Below are 18,745 nucleotides of genomic sequence, written 5' to 3'. Positions count from 1 at the left end.
TTACGACTCCGCGCCGTCGTACGCAGCCTGGAGACCAGCGATGTCGATGCGCTTCATCTGCATGAGCGCTGCGTTGACGCGGCCTACCCGGACGGGGTCGGGCCCGCTCATCAGCTTCATGAGCGCGGCGGGGACGATCTGCCACGACAGACCGAAGGCGTCCTTGAGCCATCCGCAGTTGTCCTGGTAGCCACCGCCGTCGATCAGCGCGTCAGAGATGGTGTCGACCTCCTCCTGGGTCTCGACGCCGACTGACAGCGAAAAGGCCTCGGTGAGCTGGTGCGAGGGCCCACCGTTCATCATGATGATGTCCTGGCCGTGGATCCGGATCGTCGCGACGAAGAGCGTGCCATCGGGCATACGCGTCTCGTTGACGACCTCGGTGCCTGGGAACACCTTCTGGTAGCGCTCGATGGCGCCGCCGGCATTGTCGTTGAACCAGAGGAACGGGGTAACGGTTGTCATGATGCAGGTCCTTCCGTGGTGGAGTCTTGGTTTGGTGGACTGTTGCGGAGGTGTGCGGGTGTGGCGAGCAGGGCATCGAGCTTGTAGAGGGCTTGGGTCCAGCCGACTGTCGCGTTCTCCTGCATCTCCTCGGGCACGGGTCCCTGGGTGAGCTCGAGTCGGGTGCCCTCGCCCTCGGGGATGAGCTCGATCGACAGCGTCATACGCGTACCGTCCGCAAGGCCCGGGAATCCCTGGGTCGTCTCGTAGCCGACGAGCAGACGGTTTTCGATGACTTCGGTGAACGTGGCGTCGACGGTTTCCCGCCACTCGGGGTTGTCCTTGCCGACCATCGTCATGCGCCAGTGGCCGCCGACCGAGGGATCGATCGAGACGGTGTCGAGCGGGACCGTGAACATCAGCGGCCCGATCCACTGCGAGAGCTGCTCGGGATCGGTGAATGCCCTGTAGACGAGCTCGGGCGGTGCGTCGAAGTAGCGCGAGATGTTGACCTCGTACGTCGTGTCAGTCATTCGTTCCGTCTCCCTTGTCGGTGTCCTGGTTGTCCTGCATCGCCTGCTTCATCGATGCCAGGTGGGCGTCGAGGCGGTCGAAGCGCTCGTCCCACAGGTGGCTGAGGTGCTCCATCCAGGTCGTCGCCTCCTTCAGGGGTTCGGCCCGGAGGCTGCTCGTACGCCACTGCGCCTGCCGGTCTCGGGCGATGAGCCCCGCCCCTTCGAGCACCTTGAGGTGTCGTGAGATCGCCGGAAGGCTGATCGTGAAGGGCTGGGCGAGCTCGGTGACGGTGGCGTCGCCCTCGCCGAGTCGCGCGAGGATGTCGCGCCGGGTGGGATCGGCGAGTGCCGAGAACACCTTGCTGAGCTGATCGGTTGCCATGCACTTAACGTACTCGTTAATTAACCGATGCGTCAAGTATCGAGGCAGAACTCGTTCGACATCGGTGAGGTGCGGTATCAGTGCATGCGCAGAGTCGGGTCGTGCGGACCCTTGGGCTCGACCCAGAAGTCGAGGGCGAGCTCCTCCTCGGTGCCACCGTTGAGGTAGATCGAGAAGTCCGTGACCCCGGCGTCCTCGAGGACGTCGTCGTCGATCAGGAACTTGCCGGTGTAGTCGCGGCTCGGCTTGGTGACGATCTCGTAGGCCGCGTCGGCCATGATCGCGGGAGTGCGCGAGTGGCTGACGAGCTCGGCGCCGACGACGTTGCGGACGGCAGCGGTGTCGATCGCCGTACGTGGCCACAGCGAGTTGCACGCGATGCCGTGGTCGGCGAGCTCGACGCTGAGGCCGAGTGTCACGAGGCTCATGCCGTACTTCGCCATCGTGTAGGCCGTGTGCTGCGTGAACCACTTGGGGTCGAGGCTGATGGGCGGTGACAACGTCAGGATGTGCGGGTTGTCGGACTGCTTGAGCCACTCGATCGACAGCTTCGACAGCAGGAACGAACCGCGCGCGTTGATGTCGTTCATCAGGTCGTACTTCTTCATCGAGACCTCTTCGGTCGTCGAGAGGTCGATCGCGCTGGCGTTGTTGACCACGATGTCGATGCCGCCGAACTCCTCGGCGGTCTTGGCGACGGCCTCGGCCACGAACGCGTCATCACGTATGTCTCCGACCAGCGGCAGCGCCTTGCCGCCAGCGGCCTCGATCGCCTCGGCGGCGGTGTAGATCGTGCCGGGAAGCTTGGGGTGCGGCTCGGTCGTCTTGGCAAGGAGGGCGACGTTGGCGCCGTCCTTGGCCGCACGTACGGCGATGGCCTCGCCGATTCCGCGGCTGCCGCCGGACATGATGATCGTCTTGCCTGCAAGGGACATGGGAACACCTTAGGTGGAGTGATGGGACAAACGGGTGAATCGGGGTTCGGGGGTCGTGGTCCCGGCGACCAGGTCGGCGACGAGACGGCCGACCAGCGGGACGAACTTGAATCCGTGGCCGGAGAACCCGGCGGCGATCGTCATGTCGCCGGCACGGTCGATGAGGAAGTCGTCCTCGGCGAGAGCGCCGTACAGGCAGGTCGTGGTGTCGAGCGAGTCCACGTCGACGCCCGGCACCCATGCGGTGACGTAGGCGCGCAGCTGCTGGAGCTCGTCCGCCACGGGGCTGAAGTCGCGTTTCTCGAGGTCGACGACCTTGCCGCCGCCGTGGAACCCGACCTTGATGCCGTCGGGCGACGGCAGCCCGTACGCCTCTGGTGCTCCGTCTCCTCGACGGTGCAGGAACGTCGGCCAACCGTGCGCGTCGTCGACCGGCGTGAAGTGCGCGGGCTGGACCTGCGTCGCCACCTCCGGGGCTAGGCCGACGAGAGCATCGGTCCACACGCCCGCGGCGACCACCACCTGGTCGGCGTGCCACGTACGGTCGCCGGCCACCACGGACGTGCCCTGGACCGAATCGACGCGGACGCCGTCAAGCCACTCGGCACCCGCGGCGATCGCGAGGCGCCGCAGCAGAGCCAGGGCGACGTCCGGGTTGGCCACCCCGCCATCGGGCTGGAGCAGCACGGACTCGTCGAACCTGAGTCCGGGCCAGCGCGCCCCCGCCTCCGCCGGGGTCAGCCACTCGTACGGGACGCCGACCTCGGCCAGGGCTGCGGCGAACGGCTCGAGCTCGGCCCGCGGTCCGTGGTCCACCGAGCCGCACTGGTGGAACAGCGGCACGTCCGACAGCAGCTGCAGCTCGTCCCAGAGCGGCCTGGCTTCGCGTGCGAGGCGTACGTAGAACGGGTCGTCGTAGGTGAGGCGGACGATGCGCGAGCTGCCGTGCGAGCTGCCGTTGGCGTGACCTGCGGTGAACTGCTCGAGTACCGTGACCCGGTGTCCCCGCTCCGCCAGCTCACGAGCGATGCTGGTGCCCATGGCTCCACCACCGACGACGATGACGCTCGCGTGTCCGGGCACCTGCCGATCTTGCCGCGGGCATCACTTACAGTCAATACTGACGGTAAGTGAGAGAGGTCCCGCATGAGCTCGCAGCACCCCGACTGGTTCACGTACGCGCTCGACCAGCCGTACGAGCGCCGAGAGCTCGACGTCGACGGCACACGCATCACCTACCGCGCCTGGGGCAAGAGTGGCTCCGCGCCCGTGGTCCTGGTGCACGGCGGTGCGGCCCATGCCGGCTGGTGGGACTCGACCGCGCCCTACCTCGCCGCGGACCATCGCGTCATCGCGATCGACCTCTCGGGCCACGGTGACAGTGACCGCCGCGAGTCATACACGATCTCGACGTGGGCCAACGAGGTGGTCGCGGTCGCCGCGGCGGAGTCCGACGAGGCGCCGATCGTGTTCGGGCACAGCATGGGCGGGTTCGTCGCGCTGACGGCGGGGCGTGACCACGGGCGTGCGCTGCGAGGTGTCGCGGCGATCGACTCGCCGGTGCGTGAGCTCTCGGCCGAGGCCAAGGCCTGGATCGCCGAAGGTGGTCACGGCGACATCCCCGGCAACAAGGTCTATGCCGACCGCGAGACGATCCTCGGCCGATTCCGTACGTTGCCCGAGGACACCTCGACGCTGTCGTACGTCAAGGACCACATCGCCGAAGGCTCGATCACCCAGGTCGACGACGGCTGGACGTGGAAGTTCGACCCGCACATCTTCCTCAGCTCACGGATGGAGCCTGAGGAGCTCGCCGCGATCGACTGCGCCGTCGCGCTGATCCGTGGCGAGCGCGGCATGGCCACCACCGACATCACCGACCTCGTCGCCGAGCGGCTCGGCGGTCACGTGCCCGTCACGTTGATCCCCGACGCCGGGCACCACATCATGCTTGACCAACCAGTCGCACTCATCGCGGTGCTGCAGACCCTGCTCGGCCAATGGAGGCACCATGTCTGACGCTGTGCTCATCGACACCACCGACGGTGTCCTGTCGATCACCTGGAACCAGCCCGATCGGCTCAATGCACTCACCGCCGAGATGCTCAACGCCGCTGCCGAGGCGATCGAGGACGCTTCCGGCGACACGCGGCTGGTCGTGGTCACCGGCACGGGTCGGGCGTTCAGCTCGGGCGCGGCACTCGGCGCGGACTTCGACGGCGCTGCGACGCTCGACGGCGCCAACCGGCTCGTACGCGCGATGACGCGTTCGCCGTTGCCCGTGATCTCGGCGGTCAACGGCATCGCCGCCGGGGTTGGCTGCTCGATCGCGCTCGCCGCCGACATCACGCTGGCCAAGAGCTCGGGCTATTTCCTGCTGGCATTCGTCAACATCGGCCTGATGCCCGACGGTGGCGCCACCGAGCTGGTTGCCGCCTCGATCGGCCGCGCGCGGGCCAACCGCCTGGCGATGCTGGGTGAGCGACTTCCGGCCGACGTGGCCGCCGAGATCGGGCTGATCCACAAGTCCCTCGGCGACGAGGAGTACGACGCCGAGCTCGCGCTGCTGATCGACAAGCTCGGCCATGGGCCGACCAAGGCGTTGTCGGCGATGAAGAAGGTCATCACCGCCAACACCCTGCCCCGTCTCGACGCCACGCTCGACGCCGAGCTCGAGGGCCAGCTGGCCCTCTTCTCGACGTCCGACGCAGTCGAAGGTGGCAAGGCGTTCGTCGAGAAGCGTCCCGCCGCATTCACGGGAGCATGATGTCCGCCGACTTCGACGCGCTCGAGCGCATACTCACCCACCGTCGGAGCTGCCGCGGCTTCACCGACGAGCAGGTGCCCCGCGAGGTCATCGAGCAGGTGCTCGGTGCGGCCCAACGTACGGCGTCGTGGTGCAACACCCAGCCCTGGCACGTCGTCATCACGTCGGGCGAGGCGACCAACAAGCTCCGCGATGCGCTGCTGGAGTCACCCGAGGGCTACGGCACGGACTTCGACTTTCCCGCGGCCTACACCGGCGTATACGACCAGCGCCGCAAGGACGTCGGCTGGCAGCTGTACGAGGCGGTCGGCGTCGAACGCGGTGACCGTGAGGCCTCGGCACGCGAGATGCTGCGCAACTACGAGTTCTTCGGGGCGCCGCACGCCGCGATCATCACGACGGACGCCGACCTCGGCGTCTACGGCGCGATCGACTGCGGCCTGTATGTCGACTCATTCCTGCTGGCCGCCGAGTCGCTCGGGCTCGGCACGTGTGCCCAAGCGGCGCTGGCGATGCGGTCGCAGTTCCTCCGCGACTGGTTCGACCTGCCCGAGACACGCAAGGTCGTGTGCGCCATCGCGTTCGGCTACCCCGACCCCGAGCACCCGTCGGCGAGCTTCATGTCACGCCGGGCCAAGGTCGAAGAAGCCGCCACGTTTGTCGACTGACGTACTCGGGCTGACTAGCCCCTGAGGGCGCCGATGCCGAGGACCGCGGCAAGCCCGAGCGCGCTGCGCGGGTGGTAGGCCGTGGTCCACAGACCCCCGTGCGCGGCATTGTGGGCCTCGTCGAGCCAGGGCTCGGCCTGCGGTGCGGCGCCGGCGCGGAGGTCATGCACCAGCAGTGCCGCCATCAAGGTGTTGCTCGTCGCCGGATCGAAGACCTCGACTCCGAACCGGTGCGCTCCGGCGTACGCGGCAGCCAACGCCTTGTTCTTGACGACCGACCGGGTACGCGTGGCCGGCGCGATGTTGAGCGACACCGTCGTGCCCTCGTGCCGTGACGTGGTGGCACGCCAGCGCTGCAATCGCTTGGCGAGCGCGTAGTTGGGGCCCTGCTGCGGCACGAGTGCGTCGTTGATGCCGGGGTCGGCGCCGGGCGGGTAGTTGCGCTGCAGGAGTCGGCCTCCGCTGGCCAGGCGCAGCGGAGTCCGGAGCACCTTCGACACGCTGCGGGCGGCGTACGCGGCATTGGCCCGGGCGACCTCCTCGGCGGGGACGGCGAAGGTATCGGTCGGCGTTGCAAGGAATGCGAGTGCCGTGTCGGGACGGTGCTGCACCAGGTGCGTCGCGAGGGCGTCGGCCGCCATCGAGACGCGTACGTGGGTGGCACCGTCGGCGTAGCAGTAGTTGCCCAGCACGAGACGGCCCTCGATGTGGTCGAGCCACTCGGCGACCGCCGGCAGCTCGGTGACCAGGTCGGCCCCGACATCGGCGGCACCGTTGGTCACGATGCGAGCGGGTACGTGGACGCGACCTGCTGACTCGATGGCCTGCGCACGGATGCGCTCCTGCACGTCGGTGCGGGGCAGGTCGAGCGCGACGCAGGTGGCACCCCAGCGCATCAGCGCACGGTAGGGCCCCATCTCCGCGCCGGCGCCGAGGACGACCATCGTGTCGCCCTCGAGCCGCATCCAGTCCGGGTTGTCGATCACCGTCTGCACGGCCTCGGAGCAGGACTCGGTGATGATGCCGCGGTCGGTCCAGTCGTCGAGCTGGTCGAGCAGCGCCTTGCCGCGGAGCCGTTCGCCCCGATAGGGCAGCGTCAGCTCGGTCTCGACCTCGCCGTCACCCTTGACGGTCTGGGTGTGGAACGCCTGGGAGAGCGGGGTTCCGGTGATCGCGTCGTCGAGCGGCGTGTCGCCGTAACGCATCTGCTGGTGCGCGCTGCGGAGTCCCTCGGCGGCGATCGAGTGCGCTGCAGGAGGCTCACCGATCCCCGCCTCAACGGCCCGGCGGAAATGGGCCAGGTAGTTGCGTCGCCAGTTGGTCTCGTTCTCGACACTCCGCGCCCCGACCGGATCCGCCTTGCGCAGTGCGTCGGCCAGGATCGTACGAGCCGTCGCCGACGTGCTCTCGGACGCGAATGCCACTCCCTCAGTAGTCATGGCCCCAACGTACGAGCTACTCACGAGTCAACGGACAAGTAACTTCTGCTCGGACCACGTCTATAGGCTGAGCGGATGGGAACCATCCACCTCATCCGGCACGGCCAGGCCTCGTGGGGTGCTGACGACTACGACGTCCTCTCCGAGCTCGGGCAGAAGCAGTCGTCCGCCCTGGGCATGTCGTGGGAGGCGTCGGACTGGGCGCCCACCTCGTCGGTCGCCGGATCGCTGAAACGGCATGCACAGACCGCGATCTCGGCGATCGACGCCTGCGGGCGGGGCGAAGGTTATGACGTCGACGCGGGCTGGGACGAGTTCGACCACATCGCCATCGCGCGTGCTCACGACCCGTCGTCGTTGACGGCAGATCCCAAGGCGTTCCAGGCGATGCTCAACACCGCGCTCGACGGGTGGATTGCCGGCGGCGAGGGCGCTGGTGAGTCCTACGAGCAGTTCGTCGCCAGGGTCATGCAGGCGTTCGACCGGGTCGTCGCGGCCGCCGGCTCGGGTCGCGCTGTCGCGGTCTTCTCCTCGGGTGGGCCGATCGCCCTCGTGGTGTCACACCTGCTGACGGGCGGTGCCACCTTGTTCCAGCGCATCAACGATGTCGTGATCAACTCCAGCGTCACCACGGTCATCGTCGGCCAGTCCGGACCGCGACTCCTGACGTTCAACGAGCACGGCCACCTCCCCCGCGACATGGTCACGTTCCGCTGAGACAGAGCGAGCGCAGCGAGCGAAAGTCGAGGCGCGCCAGCGCAGCGTGAGCGTGCCACGCCCGAAGGCGTCATGTGGCGAGGCGTGGTGACTTGACCTCCCAGCGCTGGGAGGTCAAGTCACCTCATCTCGGCCGCCGCGCCCTCACTGGCGAGTGGTCGATGTTCAGATACCGCTAGTATCTGAGCATGAAGATCACGCCTGGTTCACGTGTCCTGATCACCGGAGCGGCCTCCGGGCTCGGGCTCGCGCTGGTCCACCAATACGTCGATCGAGGTGCTCGCGTGCTCGGCACTGACGTGCACGGCGAGGTCCCGGAGTCCCTCGAGGGACTCGACGGCGTCTCCTACCTGACCCTGGACGTCACGCAGGACGTCGACTGGGCCAAGGCCCTCGACTGGGTGACCGAGCAGTGGGGCGGCCTGGACTACCTCTTCAACAACGCGGGTGTCGCCGCCGGTGGCCGCATCGAGCTGTCCGAGATGGACCAGTGGCAGTGGATCGTCGACATCAACCTGCTCGGCGTCGCCCGTGGTTGCCGTACGTTCACGCCGATGATGAAGGAGCAGGGCTCCGGTCACATCATCAACACCGCTTCCGCTGCCGGACTGATCCACCCGCCACGGATGACGGAGTACGTCGCGGTGAAGGCGGGCGTCGTCGCGATCAGCGAGTCGTTGTTCCACGAGCTCAAGCCGTTCGGTGTCATGGTCTCGGTCATCTGCCCGACGTTCTTCAAGACCAACCTCACCGAGTCCCTGCGAGGCAAGGACGAGGCCGCCAACAAGTCGGCGGAGAAGCTCATCAGCAAGGCCAAGCTCTCGGCCGACACGATCGCCGCCCGGGTGATCAAGGGCATCGAGAAGGGCAAGCACATCATCCTGACCGACCGCGACGGCAAGGTGGCCTACTCCGCCAAGCGGTTTGCCCGGCCTGTTTACTACTCGATGATGAAGAAGGCCTCCGTCCAGATGTCCAAGAAGGACTGACATGCGCAAGAACGTCCTGATCACCGGTGCCAGCTCAGGTCTCGGCGCCGGCATGGCCCGCATCCTCGCCGCCAAGGGCCACCACCTCGCCCTGACCGCCCGCCGCGTCGACCGGCTCGAGGCGCTCAGGGCCGAGCTGCTCGAAGCCAACCCCACGATCGAGGTCGTGGTGCACGAGCTCGACGTCAACGACCACGACCAGGTGTTCGCGGTGTTCAAGCAGGCCATCACCGAGCTCGGTGGACTCGACCGTGTCATCGTCAACGCCGGCCTCGGCAAGGGTGGACGCATCGGCACCGGCAAGTTCTACGCCAACAAGCAGACCGCCGAGACCAACTTCATCGCCGCGCTGGCGCAGTGCGAGGCGGCCATGGAGCACTTCTACGAGCGCAAGGCCGGACACCTCGTGATGATCTCGTCGATGTCGGCGATGCGCGGCATGCCGTCATCGATGACGACGTACGCGGCGACCAAGGCGGGCGTCGCGATGCTCGCCGAAGGCATCCGCTCCGACCTGATCGGCCGCAAGGGCCATGACATCAAGGTCACCACGCTCTACCCCGGCTACATCGCCTCAGAGATGAACGAAGGCGTCCAGCAGGAGGCCCGGATGATGGTCGACACCGAGACGGGCTGCAAGGCACTGGTCAAGAAGATCGAGGCCGAGGTCGTCGACGCCGCCGTACCCACCTGGCCGTGGGCCCCGATCGGCAAGGTCATGAAGCACGCGCCGCTCGGCGTGGTCCGCAAGATGGTCTGAAGGCCTGGTAGGCGGAACGTTCGTCGACTGGCGCCCGTATTGGTTGATCGCCATCGTCGCGCTGGATCACCGGTTGCTCGAGAAAAAGTTGTAAGAAATCGTGACGGCGGGTGCTCCTACCGGCATGACCTTCCTTTTCTGCATCTACCTCGTCGGGTGCACCTTCGCCCTGACCGCCGGCATCGTCGAGCGTCGTCGGCACCGGCGCAACCTCGCGCTGATCCCGACCCGGGTCGTCGTCAACGGCATCCGCGGCAAGAGCTCGATCACCCGGCTCTGCGCCGGCGCTCTACGTGGCGGTGGCCTTCTCACGGTGGCCAAGACCACCGGCACGGCCGCGCGGTTCATCACCCCGGACGGCGAGGAGCGGCCGGTCCAGCGGAAGTTCGGCCTGGCCAACATCGTCGAGCAGATCGGCATCGTCGCCGAGGCCGTCACCTTCGCCCCCGACGCCCTGGTGATCGAGTGCATGGCGGTCAGTCCCGACCTGCAGGAGGTCAACCAGCGCGAGATGATCCGCGCCGGCGTCTGCGTCATCTCCAACGTCCGCGAGGACCACCTCGCCGAGATGGGCCCGACCCTGGAGGATGTCGCCCGGTCGCTGTCTCGCTCGATGCCGTACGGCGGAATCTGCGTGACCGCCGAGCAGGAGCTGGTGCACGTGCTGCGCGAGGAGGCCGCCCGCCGCGACTGCCGATTGGTCGAGGTGGACCCCGATTCGGTCACCGACGCCGAAGTCGAGCGGTTCACGTCGATCACCTTCAAGGAGAACGTCGCGATCGCGCTCGCCGTGGCCGCCCTGTCCGGTATCGACCGCGAAGTCGCCCTGCGCGGGATGATCGCCGCCGCTCCCGACCCGGGGGTCGTCTCGGTTCGCCGCTACGCGCTGCCCGGCGACCGCCGGATCTCGTTCGCGAACATCTTCGCCGCCAACGACCCGGACTCCACCCTCATGAACCTCGAGCTCCTGCAGCGACGCCAGCTGCTCGGCGACCCGCTGAACCTGGTGATCAACTGCCGGGCTGACCGGGTCGAGCGCAACCGCCAGATGGGTGCCTTGACCGGCCGGATCGTGCCGGACCGCATCTTGCTGATCGGCGAGCAGACCCGCTCGGCGAAGGTCGCCGTCCCCGAGCACCTGGCCGACCGGGTGGTCGATCTCGGCGGGAAGCTGCCGTTCGCCACCCTGCTCGAGCACCTGGTCACCGACCGCGCCGGTGCGGCCTCGCTGGTCGCCGTGGGCAACATCCACGGTCAGGGCGAGGTCCTCCTCGACGCGATGACGACCCTCCCGCTCGCCCTCGAGCCCCGCAACCCTGTGCTGTCCGACCCCGCCCACCACCTCCTCAGGAGTGCCTGATGCTCACCGGAATCCTTGCCCCCGAGATCGCCACGATGGCTCTGGCCATCGGCCTGCTGTTCTCGCTGCTCTGCTACCTGCTCACCAACCTGTCGCCCGGCGGGATGATCACGCCCGGTTGGCTGGCGCTGAGTCTCTTGGAGGACCCGCGGAAGATCGTGATGATCATCGCGCTGACCGGCCTCACGTACCAGGTGACCAAGCTGGTGCAGGAGCACGTGATCCTCTACGGCAAGCGGCTGTTCGCCGCGGTGATGATGATCGGCATCACGGCATCGGCTGGGACCTTCCTGCTGGCCGCCCTCGGGGACCCGATGGTCTACACCTCGCAGCAGACGGTCGGCTTCATCATCCCCGGCCTGATCTCCTACCAGCTGGTCCGCCAACCCGTACGGCCCACGTTGATCAGCACCGGTCTCGCCGGCCTGGCCGCCTACGGCGTCCTGGTCAGTGGGGTCGTGCTCGGCTTCATCGCGATCGCCTGAGGTGAGAGACATGACCAAGCGCCTCCTTCTCGTCCTCGGCGTCATTCTCGGCCTCGTCGGGATCGTCCTCGGGCTGACCCATCGTCCCGACGCCGCGACCGCGGTCCGTCCCGGTCCCGCGGAGTCGGTCGACGTCGCCAAGACGGAGCTCAGCTACCAGCGGTTGAGCGGTCCGGCACGCACCGTCGTCCGATTCCGGACCAGCGGACGGGTGGTCGCCACCTTCACCGACGGCGCCCGCACCGTGGCGCTGCCCGGCCCGGTCCGGACCTTCGACGACCCGAGGTACACGCAGGCGACCGTGACATCGTCGACCTGGGTCCGGCTGCTGCCGAAGGCCTGGACGAAGGGCGCGGAGACTCAGGCCTGGTTCCGGCCCTGGTTGGCGAAGGCCTGGTCCGACAGCACCCCCGACGTCCTGGCGGTTGCCGCCGAGTACCTCGACGGCAAGCCCCCGGTGCGCGACTCCAAAGGGATCAGGTTCTCCGGCGACGCCGCCTTCGGTCCGGAGGGCGACGGCGCTGCCACCCGCGAGGAGGCCTCCGACTTCTACGACTACCTCGGCGTCGACTGGACGTTCCCGAACGGTGACGCCGAAGCCGAGGACCGCCGGTACGGAGCCGTCGACTGCTCTGGCTATGTACGGCTGGTCTACGGCTACCGGATGGGCCTGCCGCTGCTGAACGGCAACGCGAAGGGTCCGGGTCTGCCCCGCCGCGCATTCGCGATCGCGCAGTTCGCAGCCGGAAACGTGGTCGTGCCGAACACCCTGCGGCAGTCGACCGCCTACGGCAAGCTGCAGCCGGGCGACCTGGTGTTCTTCGACCTCAACGGGAGCACGGAGATCGACCACATCGGGATCTACCTCGGCCGGGACAGCGGCGGTCACCACCGCTTCGTGTCCAGCCGAAAGCGGGCGAACGGCCCGACGCTCGGGGACCTGGGCGGCACCTCGCTGCTGGACGACGGCGGCTACTACTCTCGCGGCTTCCGGACCGCGAAGAGGCTCTGAGTCTGGCCAGATTCGGCTTGGTCTAGTGGGGCAGCTTGGCGCGGAGGAAGCGCGGGCGGTAGAGGAACGGATCGTCCTGGATCTTGCCGGCGTCGGTGTCGTTCTGGCTGTACGACACCACGACCGTGCCCTTCTCGGGAAGCAGGTCGGGGTGTGCCAGCGGCATGTAGCGCAGCGTGCCCGACTTCTCCGACGGGATCGACGCGACGGCGGGCCCGGCGGTGAACGGTCCGGTCGGTGAGGGAGCCGACCAGATCACCAGGTCGGTGCCGAGGAACTCGTCGCGCTTGCTGACGGCGTACCAGCGCCCGCCCTGCTCGAACACACTGAGCGTCTGGGACACCCCGCCCTCGGCCGGGATCAGGACCTTGGCGCGCGACGCCGACTTCTGCCAGGAGCGGCCGTCCCAGTAGCGCCAGCGGCTGGCGTCGGCGATGTCGTCGGGACGTACGCGCGCCACCCTCAGCGAGTAGCCGAAGACGAGATCTTTCTCCGGGTTCGCCGTTCCGTACAGGTAGACCCATCCGTCGGCGACAGTCGACGCCGCTCCCCAGGTCGGGCGCTTGGTGCCGGGCTGATCTTTGCCGATGTCGGTGACGCTCAGCAGCTGCGGGGTCTGGCCGCGCGGCACGACGAACAACGCGATCGCGGGTCCGAGGTTGGCGAACGCGAAGGCGCCGTCGGGCCTGTCGGCGCTCTTGACCCGCTGGACCGCGACGCCGACCAGGTCGTAGCCGGTGCGGGTGACCTTGGCGATCGACATCGGCCAGTAGCCGACGCCGTCGTCGCGGTCGGGGATCAGCGCGCCGCGATCGGCGGGCAGCACGACGTCGGCACAGCGGTCACGGAACACCAGCATCGAGTTGCGGACGAACCGCTGACCGTCGAAGTCGGGCGACCGGAGCGTGTCACCGAACACCCAGAGGCGACGGCCGTCCTGCAGGGTCACGTCGGCGCCGACGTCTGCTCCCTGGAACTCCGAGCCACCGCGGACGCCCGTGACGAGGCGGTTGAGGTCGTCGATCGAGGAGACCGGGTCGATCGGCAGGCACCTCGTCTCGGCGGCCAGCGGGGCCGGATCGGCGACCTCCTCGCTCGACCCCGGTGCCAGTGCAATGGCGGTGAACACTGCGGCCGCCGCGGGCAGCGTCACGAGAGCAACGCGCAGCCTCCACGGGAGCCGCCGGTACGTCATGGTTCACGGTCCCACATGGCTACGCTCACTCAGCATGGGCAACAAGCGGCTGGTCGCGGCGGTCCTGCTCGGCGCGCTCCAGCTCGTCGTGCTCGTGTCGCTCGCCCTGGCCGGACCCGACGACGATCCGCACGCGGCACCCGTACGGATCGTCGCGCCGCCCGTGGTCGCCACGACCATCGTTGAACGGGCCAACGACGCCGCGGGTCATCCCCTCGAGGCCCGCGCGCTGACGTCGGACGCCGAGGCGCGTGCCAGCGTGACGCGCGGCCACAGCGTGGCGAGCGTGGTCGTCGACCTGCGCGTCGAGTCAGACGTCGTCTACGTCGCCGGGGCCAATGGCGCAGAGCTCAACCGCAGGGTGCTCCATCAGGTCCGGACCTTCGAGGAGTCGTTCGGACGCACCGTCGTCGTGCGTGACCTGGTCCCGGTGAGGGACGGCGACTCGGGAGCCCGTGGCGTCTACGTGCTGGTCGGGATCTCGGTGCTGCTCGGATTTGTGGGGCCGGTCGTGATCACGTGGCTGCGTGGCCCGGTGGCGCCGACCGTACGCCGTGGGGCCCTGCGCCTGGTGATCACGGCGTCCGGGTCGCTGACGGTCGGCCTGGTCGTCGCCGGAGCCGCGGCGTCCTACTACGACAGCGGATTGGCGCAGTGGTGGATCATCTCGGCCCTCACGGTCATGGCCATCTCGACGACGACGTTGGCGCTCGAGAGCCTGCTAGGCGTGGTCGGGATCGGGGTCTCCACCACGGTCTTCGTGCTGGCGGCGGCGCCACTCGTACGGCTCACCCACCCGTTGCTGCTCCCGCAGCCGTGGTCGGCGATCACGCCGTGGCTGCCACACGGCGCGGCGATCGAGGCCGGACGCGGCAGCGCCTACTTCGGAGGAGCGGCGACCCGGCCGTTGCTGACACTCGGTGCCTGGTCGCTGCTGGCGATCATGACGCTCGTGGTGGCCCGTCGAGAGCGCTCACGGACTTCTGAGGTGCCTTCGGGCTGAACTGCTTGAGCTGCTTGCGGCCTGAGAGGACCACGCGACTGGCGATGAAGCCGACGCCGGCGGCGTGGGTGGCCAGCACGAGACCAAGGACGATGCCGCCGATGATCACGATCCACTCGGTCATGGCCCAACTTTACGGGGTGATCTGCCGGGCCGTCCGCGGATCATCCAAGGAGCCGGCGGGCGAGGGCGCCGACCTGTTCGGACTCGAGCAGGAAACCGTCGTGGCCGTGATCGGACGTGACCACGGCGAGCGGTCCGGCGGTCGGGATGCCATCGGCCAGCTCCTGCTGCTGGTGCAGCGGGTAGAGGCGATCGGAGTCGATGCCCGCGACGATGGTCTCTGCTCGGATGCCAGCCAGAGCCGTGCGTACGCCGCCACGGCCGCGGCCGACGTCGTGGCTGTTCATGGCCGCGCTCAGCACGATGTAGGAGTTGGCGTCGAAGCGGTTGACCAGCTTGGCGCCGTGGTGGTGGAGATAGGACTCGACCGCATACCGGCCATCCGGCTGCACCTCGCGGCCGAAGCGCGCACTCAGCTCGGCCTCGCTCCGATAGCTGATGTGGGCGAGGCGTCGCGCCAGGTCGAGCCCGGCCAGGGGCCCGGACGGGCCGTCGTAGTAGTTGCCGTCGAAGTACGCGGCGTCGGCGCGGATCGTGTCGATCTGCGTCGACGACAGTGCGACCTGCTCGGCGCTCGCGGCGGCGGAGGTGGCGAGGAGGAAGAGTCGCTCGACCCGCTCGGGGAACTCGATCGCCCACTCCAGTGCGCGCATCCCACCGGCGGATCCGCCGATGACGCCGTACCAGCTCGGGATGCCGAGCTCGTTGGCGAGCGCGACCTCGGCCTGCACCTGGTCGCGCACCGTCAGCTCGGGGAACGAGCCGCCCCACGGGAACCCGTCGGGGTCGGTGCTCGCCGGCCCCGTCGAGCCCTGGCAACCGCCGAGGATGTTGGCGGCGACGACGTAGAACCGATCGGTGTCGATCGCCTTGCCGGGTCCGACGAGATCGCTCCACCACCCTGGCGTCGGGTGGCCCGGGCCGGCCGGCCCGGAGACGTGGCTGTCGCCAGTCAGTGCGTGCAGGACCAGCACGGCGTTGTGACCGTCGTAGGCTCCCCACGTCTCGTACGCGAGGCGCACGTCGGGCAGCGTCGCCCCGCTCTCGAGCAGCAACGGGCCGAGGTCGAGGAAGCGGCGTCGGCCCGGGGGATCCCCCTCTCGCCATGCACCCGTGACGAGAGAGGGATCCAGTGCGGCCTGGATGCTCACTTCGCTGCGCGGAACCCCGCGTCGAGGTCGGCCAGGATGTCGTCGATTCCTTCCAGGCCGATCGCGAGCCGTACGAGGCCGGGTGTCACGCCGGTGGCCAGCTGCTCCTCCGGGCTGCCCTGCGAGTGGGTCGTGCTCGCCGGGTGGATGGCCAGGCTGCGTACGTCGCCGATGTTGGCGACGTGGCTGAACAACTCGAGCGAGTCGATGAACGCCTTGCCGGACTCGAGCCCCCCGGGCAGCTCGAACGTCAGCACGGCACCGGCACCCTTCGGCACGTACTTGTCGGCGAGCGCCTTGTAGGGGCTGCTGTCGAGGCTGGCCCAGGTCACCTTGCTGACGTCCTCGCGGGCCTCGAGCCACTGCGCCACCTTGTGGGTGTTCTCGATGTGGCGCTCGACGCGCAGGCTCAGGGTCTCGAGTCCCTGCGCGAGAAGGAAGGCGCTGAACGGGCTGATCGCGGCGCCGACGTTGCGGAGGTACTGGACGCGGAGCTTGGCGATGTACGCGGCCGGTCCGAGCGCCTCGGCGAACACGAGCCCGTGATAGCTCGCATCGGGCGTGGTGAACCCGGGGAACTTGTCGCCGTGTGCGCCGTAGTCGAAGGTGCCGCCGTCGATCACCACGCCGGCGATCGTCGTACCGTGCCCGCCGATGTACTTCGTGGCGGAGTGCACGACGGTGTCGACGCCGTGCTTGAGGGGGTTGAGGAGGTACGGGGTCGCGATCGTGTTGTCGACGATGAACGGGACACCGACCTCCTTGGCGACGGCCGAGATGGCCTCGAGGTCGAGCACGTCACCCTGGGGATTGCCGATCGTCTCGCCGAAGAACGCCTTCGTGTTGTCCTTCGTGGCGGCGCGCCACTGGGCTGCGTCGTTGGGGTCGTCTACGAATGTGACGTCAATTCCCAGCTTGGGGAAGGTGTGGCGGAGCAGGCTGTCGGTGCCGCCGTACAGGCTGGACGAGGCGACGATGTGGTCGCCGGCCTCCGCCACGTTGGTCAGTGCGCCAGTCGTGGCGGCCTGGCCCGAGGCGAAGAGCAACGCGCCGACGCCGCCCTCGAGCGCGGCGAGGCGCTCTTCGACGACGCTCTGGGTCGGGTTGATGATGCGGGTGTAGATGTTGCCCGGCTCGGCGAGCGAGAACAACGCCGCCGCGTGGTCGGTGTCGCGGAACTGGAACGACGTCGTCTGGTAGATCGGCAGCGCGCGCGCCCCGGTTGTCGGGTCAGGCACCTGCCCCGCGTGGATCTGCTTGGTCTCGAATGACCACTGGTCGCTCATGGTGTCTCCTGGGGAAAGTGAAGGTCTGTGCCCTCGACAGTGCCACCGGAGGTTGAGCGTTCAAGGACGTCTCACGATCCGACATCGTGCGGATGCGTTCACGAACTGCGCGTACGGTACGGCGCCACTTCAGCGCTTCGCAGCGCGGCGCCGCCGTCGCGGTCTCAGGCGATGGAGAAGGGTTGAGCCGTCGACTCCAGCACGCTGAGCCAGAGGTCGCCCTCGGGCGAGACGCTGTGCGATCCCTGGGTCACGAACGGGATCGGCACGTTGACGAAGCGGTGACGGCGGCGCCCAACGACGAGATCCGTACGACCCGCCATCGCGGCGTGCACCGCGGTCTGGGCGAGGCGCGCGCAGTAGACGGAGTCAGAGGCGTCGGCGGGCACCGAGCGGATCGCGTACCCGGGGTTGAAGTAACGCATCGTCAGCGGGAGGTCGGCGTTGGCGAAGTGCTTGGTGATCTGCTCGCGGAGATAGGTCGCGATGTCGCCGAGGACGGCGTTGCCGCTGGGGTCCGTACGGTCGCTCGCCGGGATGAGGTCCTGGCCGGCACCCTCGGCCAGCACGATGACGGCACTCCCCCGCTCGGTGACCCGGCGCTCGAGGAGCGCGAGCAGCCCGTTGTCGCCGTCGAGCGAGAAGCCGACCTCGGGGATCAGCACGAAGTCGGCATCGTGGTTGGCCAGCGCGGCGTAGCACGCGATGAAGCCCGCGTGCCGGCCCATGACCTTGACGATGCCGACGCCGCCGACGGTGGCCTCGACCTCGACGCGGGCGGCCTTGATCGACTCTGCGGCCTTGGCGAATGCCGTCGAGAAGCCGAAGCTCTGGCCGATGTGCGGGATGTCGTTGTCGATCGTCTTGGGCACGCCGACGATGCCGATCTTCAGTCCGCGCCGGGCGATCTCGACCGAGATGTTGTGCGCACCGCGCATCGACCCGTCGCCGCCGATCACCATGAGGATGTCGACGCCGAGCTCGACCAGCCGGTCGACGATGACGGCGGGATCCTGTGCTCCGCGCGAGGTGCCCAGCACCGTGCCGCCGCGTTCGTTGATGCGTGCCACCGACTCGGGTGTCAGCGGTATGACGTCGTGGCCCAGCTCCGGCACGAGCCCGGCGTAGCCGTGCTGGAAGCCGACCACGTCGCGGACCCCGTAGTGCGTGTGGAGCTCGAGGACGATCGCGCGGATCACGTCATTGAGTCCGGGGCAGAGGCCGCCGCACGTCACGACTCCGACCTTGGTCGTGGCGGGGTCGAAGAAGATCTTGTCGCGGGGTCCGCCCGACTCGAACGTCGGCAGCTCGGCTAGTGTCACGCCGCGGGAGGCGATCAGGGCGAGGGTGTCGTCGTACAGGATGCGGTCGTCCTCACCGACGTAGTACTCGTTGGTCTGGCGCCCCTCTACATACATCGCGAGGGGTGAGTCGTACGCGCACGCACCGAGCGAGCTGACCTGGAGATCGTCGAGGGAGACCACGGGTCAAGAGTAGTTGAGGAAATCCTCATG

General features: G+C 68.3%; 21 protein-coding genes. 10 read left to right on the top strand and 11 right to left on the bottom strand.

The annotated features are described in order from the left end of the window. The 5 genes from ABD683_RS07105 to ABD683_RS07085 form a co-directional block, all read right to left on the bottom strand. Positions 1-465, bottom strand: a complete 465-nt coding sequence (locus ABD683_RS07105; RefSeq protein ID WP_344768566.1) for a VOC family protein — start codon at positions 463-465, stop codon at positions 1-3. Continuing rightward, positions 462-977, bottom strand: coding sequence for an SRPBCC family protein (locus ABD683_RS07100; RefSeq protein ID WP_344768565.1), 516 nt, complete (start codon positions 975-977; stop codon positions 462-464). Before ABD683_RS07100 ends, ABD683_RS07105 begins: the two co-directional genes overlap by 4 nt. Then, complete coding sequence (locus ABD683_RS07095) at positions 970-1,341, bottom strand: ArsR/SmtB family transcription factor (RefSeq protein ID WP_344768563.1); 372 nt, start codon at positions 1,339-1,341, stop codon at positions 970-972. Before ABD683_RS07095 ends, ABD683_RS07100 begins: the two co-directional genes overlap by 8 nt. A 77-nt stretch (positions 1,342-1,418) precedes the next feature. Further along, positions 1,419-2,276, bottom strand: coding sequence for an SDR family oxidoreductase (locus ABD683_RS07090; protein ID WP_344768561.1), 858 nt, complete (start codon positions 2,274-2,276; stop codon positions 1,419-1,421). A 9-nt stretch (positions 2,277-2,285) separates the two neighbouring features. Further along, the gene (locus ABD683_RS07085) at positions 2,286-3,359 is read right to left on the bottom strand and encodes an FAD-dependent oxidoreductase (protein ID WP_344768559.1); all 1,074 of its coding nucleotides are present in this window, start codon (positions 3,357-3,359) and stop codon (positions 2,286-2,288) included. Between the two features lie 63 nt (positions 3,360-3,422). Here ABD683_RS07085 and ABD683_RS07080 point away from each other — a divergent pair, with 63 nt between their 5' ends. Genes ABD683_RS07080 through ABD683_RS07070 form a run of 3 tightly spaced genes read left to right on the top strand, consistent with a single transcriptional unit; the run spans position 3,423 to position 5,711 of the window. Continuing rightward, positions 3,423-4,295 (top strand): alpha/beta fold hydrolase, encoded by an 873-nt coding sequence (locus tag ABD683_RS07080; protein ID WP_344768557.1) that lies wholly within the window; start codon positions 3,423-3,425, stop codon positions 4,293-4,295. Then, complete coding sequence (locus tag ABD683_RS07075; RefSeq protein WP_344768555.1) at positions 4,288-5,043, top strand: enoyl-CoA hydratase-related protein; 756 nt, start codon at positions 4,288-4,290, stop codon at positions 5,041-5,043. Before ABD683_RS07080 ends, ABD683_RS07075 begins: the two co-directional genes overlap by 8 nt. Next, complete coding sequence (locus ABD683_RS07070) at positions 5,040-5,711, top strand: nitroreductase (RefSeq protein ID WP_344768554.1); 672 nt, start codon at positions 5,040-5,042, stop codon at positions 5,709-5,711. Before ABD683_RS07075 ends, ABD683_RS07070 begins: the two co-directional genes overlap by 4 nt. 14 nt (positions 5,712-5,725) lie before the next feature. Here the strand turns inward: ABD683_RS07070 and ABD683_RS07065 are convergent, their stop codons facing one another. After that, the gene (locus ABD683_RS07065; RefSeq protein WP_344768552.1) at positions 5,726-7,150 is read right to left on the bottom strand and encodes a hypothetical protein; all 1,425 of its coding nucleotides are present in this window, start codon (positions 7,148-7,150) and stop codon (positions 5,726-5,728) included. 75 nt (positions 7,151-7,225) lie between these two features. Here ABD683_RS07065 and ABD683_RS07060 point away from each other — a divergent pair, with 75 nt between their 5' ends. From ABD683_RS07060 to ABD683_RS07035, 6 genes are all read left to right on the top strand, one after another. Further along, positions 7,226-7,867 (top strand): histidine phosphatase family protein, encoded by a 642-nt coding sequence (locus tag ABD683_RS07060; RefSeq protein ID WP_344768551.1) that lies wholly within the window; start codon positions 7,226-7,228, stop codon positions 7,865-7,867. A gap of 188 nt (positions 7,868-8,055) precedes the next feature. Further along, a complete protein-coding gene (locus tag ABD683_RS07055; protein WP_344768549.1) occupies positions 8,056-8,856 on the top strand; it encodes an SDR family NAD(P)-dependent oxidoreductase in 801 nt (266 codons plus the stop codon). Position 8,857: 1 nt separating this feature from the next. Next, positions 8,858-9,616 carry an SDR family oxidoreductase gene (locus ABD683_RS07050; protein ID WP_344768547.1) on the top strand — a complete coding sequence of 253 codons (759 nt, stop codon included), beginning with the start codon at positions 8,858-8,860 and terminating at the stop codon, positions 9,614-9,616. 124 nt (positions 9,617-9,740) lie between these two features. Beyond that, entirely contained in the window at positions 9,741-10,976 is a 1,236-nt protein-coding gene (gene pgsB / locus ABD683_RS07045) for a poly-gamma-glutamate synthase PgsB (protein WP_344768545.1), read from the top strand. Next, positions 10,976-11,461, top strand: a complete 486-nt coding sequence (locus ABD683_RS07040) for a poly-gamma-glutamate biosynthesis protein PgsC/CapC (RefSeq protein ID WP_344768543.1) — start codon at positions 10,976-10,978, stop codon at positions 11,459-11,461. Before pgsB ends, ABD683_RS07040 begins: the two co-directional genes overlap by 1 nt. 10 nt (positions 11,462-11,471) lie before the next feature. Further along, a complete protein-coding gene (locus tag ABD683_RS07035) occupies positions 11,472-12,473 on the top strand; it encodes an NlpC/P60 family protein (RefSeq protein WP_344768541.1) in 1,002 nt (333 codons plus the stop codon). 22 nt (positions 12,474-12,495) lie between these two features. Here ABD683_RS07035 and ABD683_RS07030 read toward each other — a convergent pair whose 3' ends face one another. Continuing rightward, entirely contained in the window at positions 12,496-13,668 is a 1,173-nt protein-coding gene (locus ABD683_RS07030; RefSeq protein WP_344768539.1) for a DUF4185 domain-containing protein, read from the bottom strand. 34 nt (positions 13,669-13,702) lie between these two features. Here ABD683_RS07030 and ABD683_RS07025 point away from each other — a divergent pair, with 34 nt between their 5' ends. Beyond that, positions 13,703-14,671: a hypothetical protein gene (locus tag ABD683_RS07025; RefSeq protein ID WP_344768537.1), complete on the top strand. Its 969-nt coding sequence runs from the start codon at positions 13,703-13,705 to the stop codon at positions 14,669-14,671. Here ABD683_RS07025 and ABD683_RS07020 read toward each other — a convergent pair. The 4 genes from ABD683_RS07020 to ABD683_RS07005 form a co-directional block, all read right to left on the bottom strand. After that, the gene (locus ABD683_RS07020; RefSeq protein WP_344768535.1) at positions 14,610-14,795 is read right to left on the bottom strand and encodes a hypothetical protein; all 186 of its coding nucleotides are present in this window, start codon (positions 14,793-14,795) and stop codon (positions 14,610-14,612) included. The two genes, ABD683_RS07025 and ABD683_RS07020, sit on opposite strands and share 62 nt — an antisense overlap. Before the next feature lie 40 nt (positions 14,796-14,835). Further along, positions 14,836-15,945: a homoserine O-acetyltransferase MetX gene (gene metX / locus ABD683_RS07015; protein ID WP_344768533.1), complete on the bottom strand. Its 1,110-nt coding sequence runs from the start codon at positions 15,943-15,945 to the stop codon at positions 14,836-14,838. After that, on the bottom strand, positions 15,942-17,231 hold the full coding sequence (locus ABD683_RS07010; RefSeq protein WP_344768531.1) for a bifunctional o-acetylhomoserine/o-acetylserine sulfhydrylase: 1,290 nt from the start codon (positions 17,229-17,231) through the stop codon (positions 15,942-15,944). The genes metX and ABD683_RS07010 overlap by 4 nt, the downstream gene beginning before the upstream one ends. A 164-nt stretch (positions 17,232-17,395) precedes the next feature. Further along, positions 17,396-18,715 carry an ATP-dependent 6-phosphofructokinase gene (locus tag ABD683_RS07005; RefSeq protein ID WP_344768529.1) on the bottom strand — a complete coding sequence of 440 codons (1,320 nt, stop codon included), beginning with the start codon at positions 18,713-18,715 and terminating at the stop codon, positions 17,396-17,398. Positions 18,716-18,745 lie beyond the last annotated feature (30 nt).

The organism is Aeromicrobium panaciterrae (assembly GCF_039537165.1).
GTDB classification, from domain to species: domain Bacteria; phylum Actinomycetota; class Actinomycetes; order Propionibacteriales; family Nocardioidaceae; genus Aeromicrobium; species Aeromicrobium panaciterrae.
This window is presented reverse-complemented; position numbering and strand designations above follow the sequence as displayed.

Coding starts and splice junctions, on each gene's coding strand:
- ABD683_RS07105 (WP_344768566.1), bottom strand. CDS start 465: ATGACAACCGTTACCCCGTTCCTCTGGTTCAACGACAATGCCGGCGGC.
- ABD683_RS07100 (WP_344768565.1), bottom strand. CDS start 977: ATGACTGACACGACGTACGAGGTCAACATCTCGCGCTACTTCGACGCA.
- ABD683_RS07095 (WP_344768563.1), bottom strand. CDS start 1,341: ATGGCAACCGATCAGCTCAGCAAGGTGTTCTCGGCACTCGCCGATCCC.
- ABD683_RS07090 (WP_344768561.1), bottom strand. CDS start 2,276: ATGTCCCTTGCAGGCAAGACGATCATCATGTCCGGCGGCAGCCGCGGA.
- ABD683_RS07080 (WP_344768557.1), top strand. CDS start 3,423: ATGAGCTCGCAGCACCCCGACTGGTTCACGTACGCGCTCGACCAGCCG.
- ABD683_RS07075 (WP_344768555.1), top strand. CDS start 4,288: ATGTCTGACGCTGTGCTCATCGACACCACCGACGGTGTCCTGTCGATC.
- ABD683_RS07070 (WP_344768554.1), top strand. CDS start 5,040: ATGATGTCCGCCGACTTCGACGCGCTCGAGCGCATACTCACCCACCGT.
- ABD683_RS07065 (WP_344768552.1), bottom strand. CDS start 7,150: ATGACTACTGAGGGAGTGGCATTCGCGTCCGAGAGCACGTCGGCGACG.
- ABD683_RS07060 (WP_344768551.1), top strand. CDS start 7,226: ATGGGAACCATCCACCTCATCCGGCACGGCCAGGCCTCGTGGGGTGCT.
- ABD683_RS07055 (WP_344768549.1), top strand. CDS start 8,056: ATGAAGATCACGCCTGGTTCACGTGTCCTGATCACCGGAGCGGCCTCC.
- ABD683_RS07050 (WP_344768547.1), top strand. CDS start 8,858: ATGCGCAAGAACGTCCTGATCACCGGTGCCAGCTCAGGTCTCGGCGCC.
- pgsB (WP_344768545.1), top strand. CDS start 9,741: ATGACCTTCCTTTTCTGCATCTACCTCGTCGGGTGCACCTTCGCCCTG.
- ABD683_RS07040 (WP_344768543.1), top strand. CDS start 10,976: ATGCTCACCGGAATCCTTGCCCCCGAGATCGCCACGATGGCTCTGGCC.
- ABD683_RS07035 (WP_344768541.1), top strand. CDS start 11,472: ATGACCAAGCGCCTCCTTCTCGTCCTCGGCGTCATTCTCGGCCTCGTC.
- ABD683_RS07030 (WP_344768539.1), bottom strand. CDS start 13,668: ATGACGTACCGGCGGCTCCCGTGGAGGCTGCGCGTTGCTCTCGTGACG.
- ABD683_RS07025 (WP_344768537.1), top strand. CDS start 13,703: ATGGGCAACAAGCGGCTGGTCGCGGCGGTCCTGCTCGGCGCGCTCCAG.
- ABD683_RS07020 (WP_344768535.1), bottom strand. CDS start 14,795: ATGACCGAGTGGATCGTGATCATCGGCGGCATCGTCCTTGGTCTCGTG.
- ABD683_RS07010 (WP_344768531.1), bottom strand. CDS start 17,231: ATGAGCGACCAGTGGTCATTCGAGACCAAGCAGATCCACGCGGGGCAG.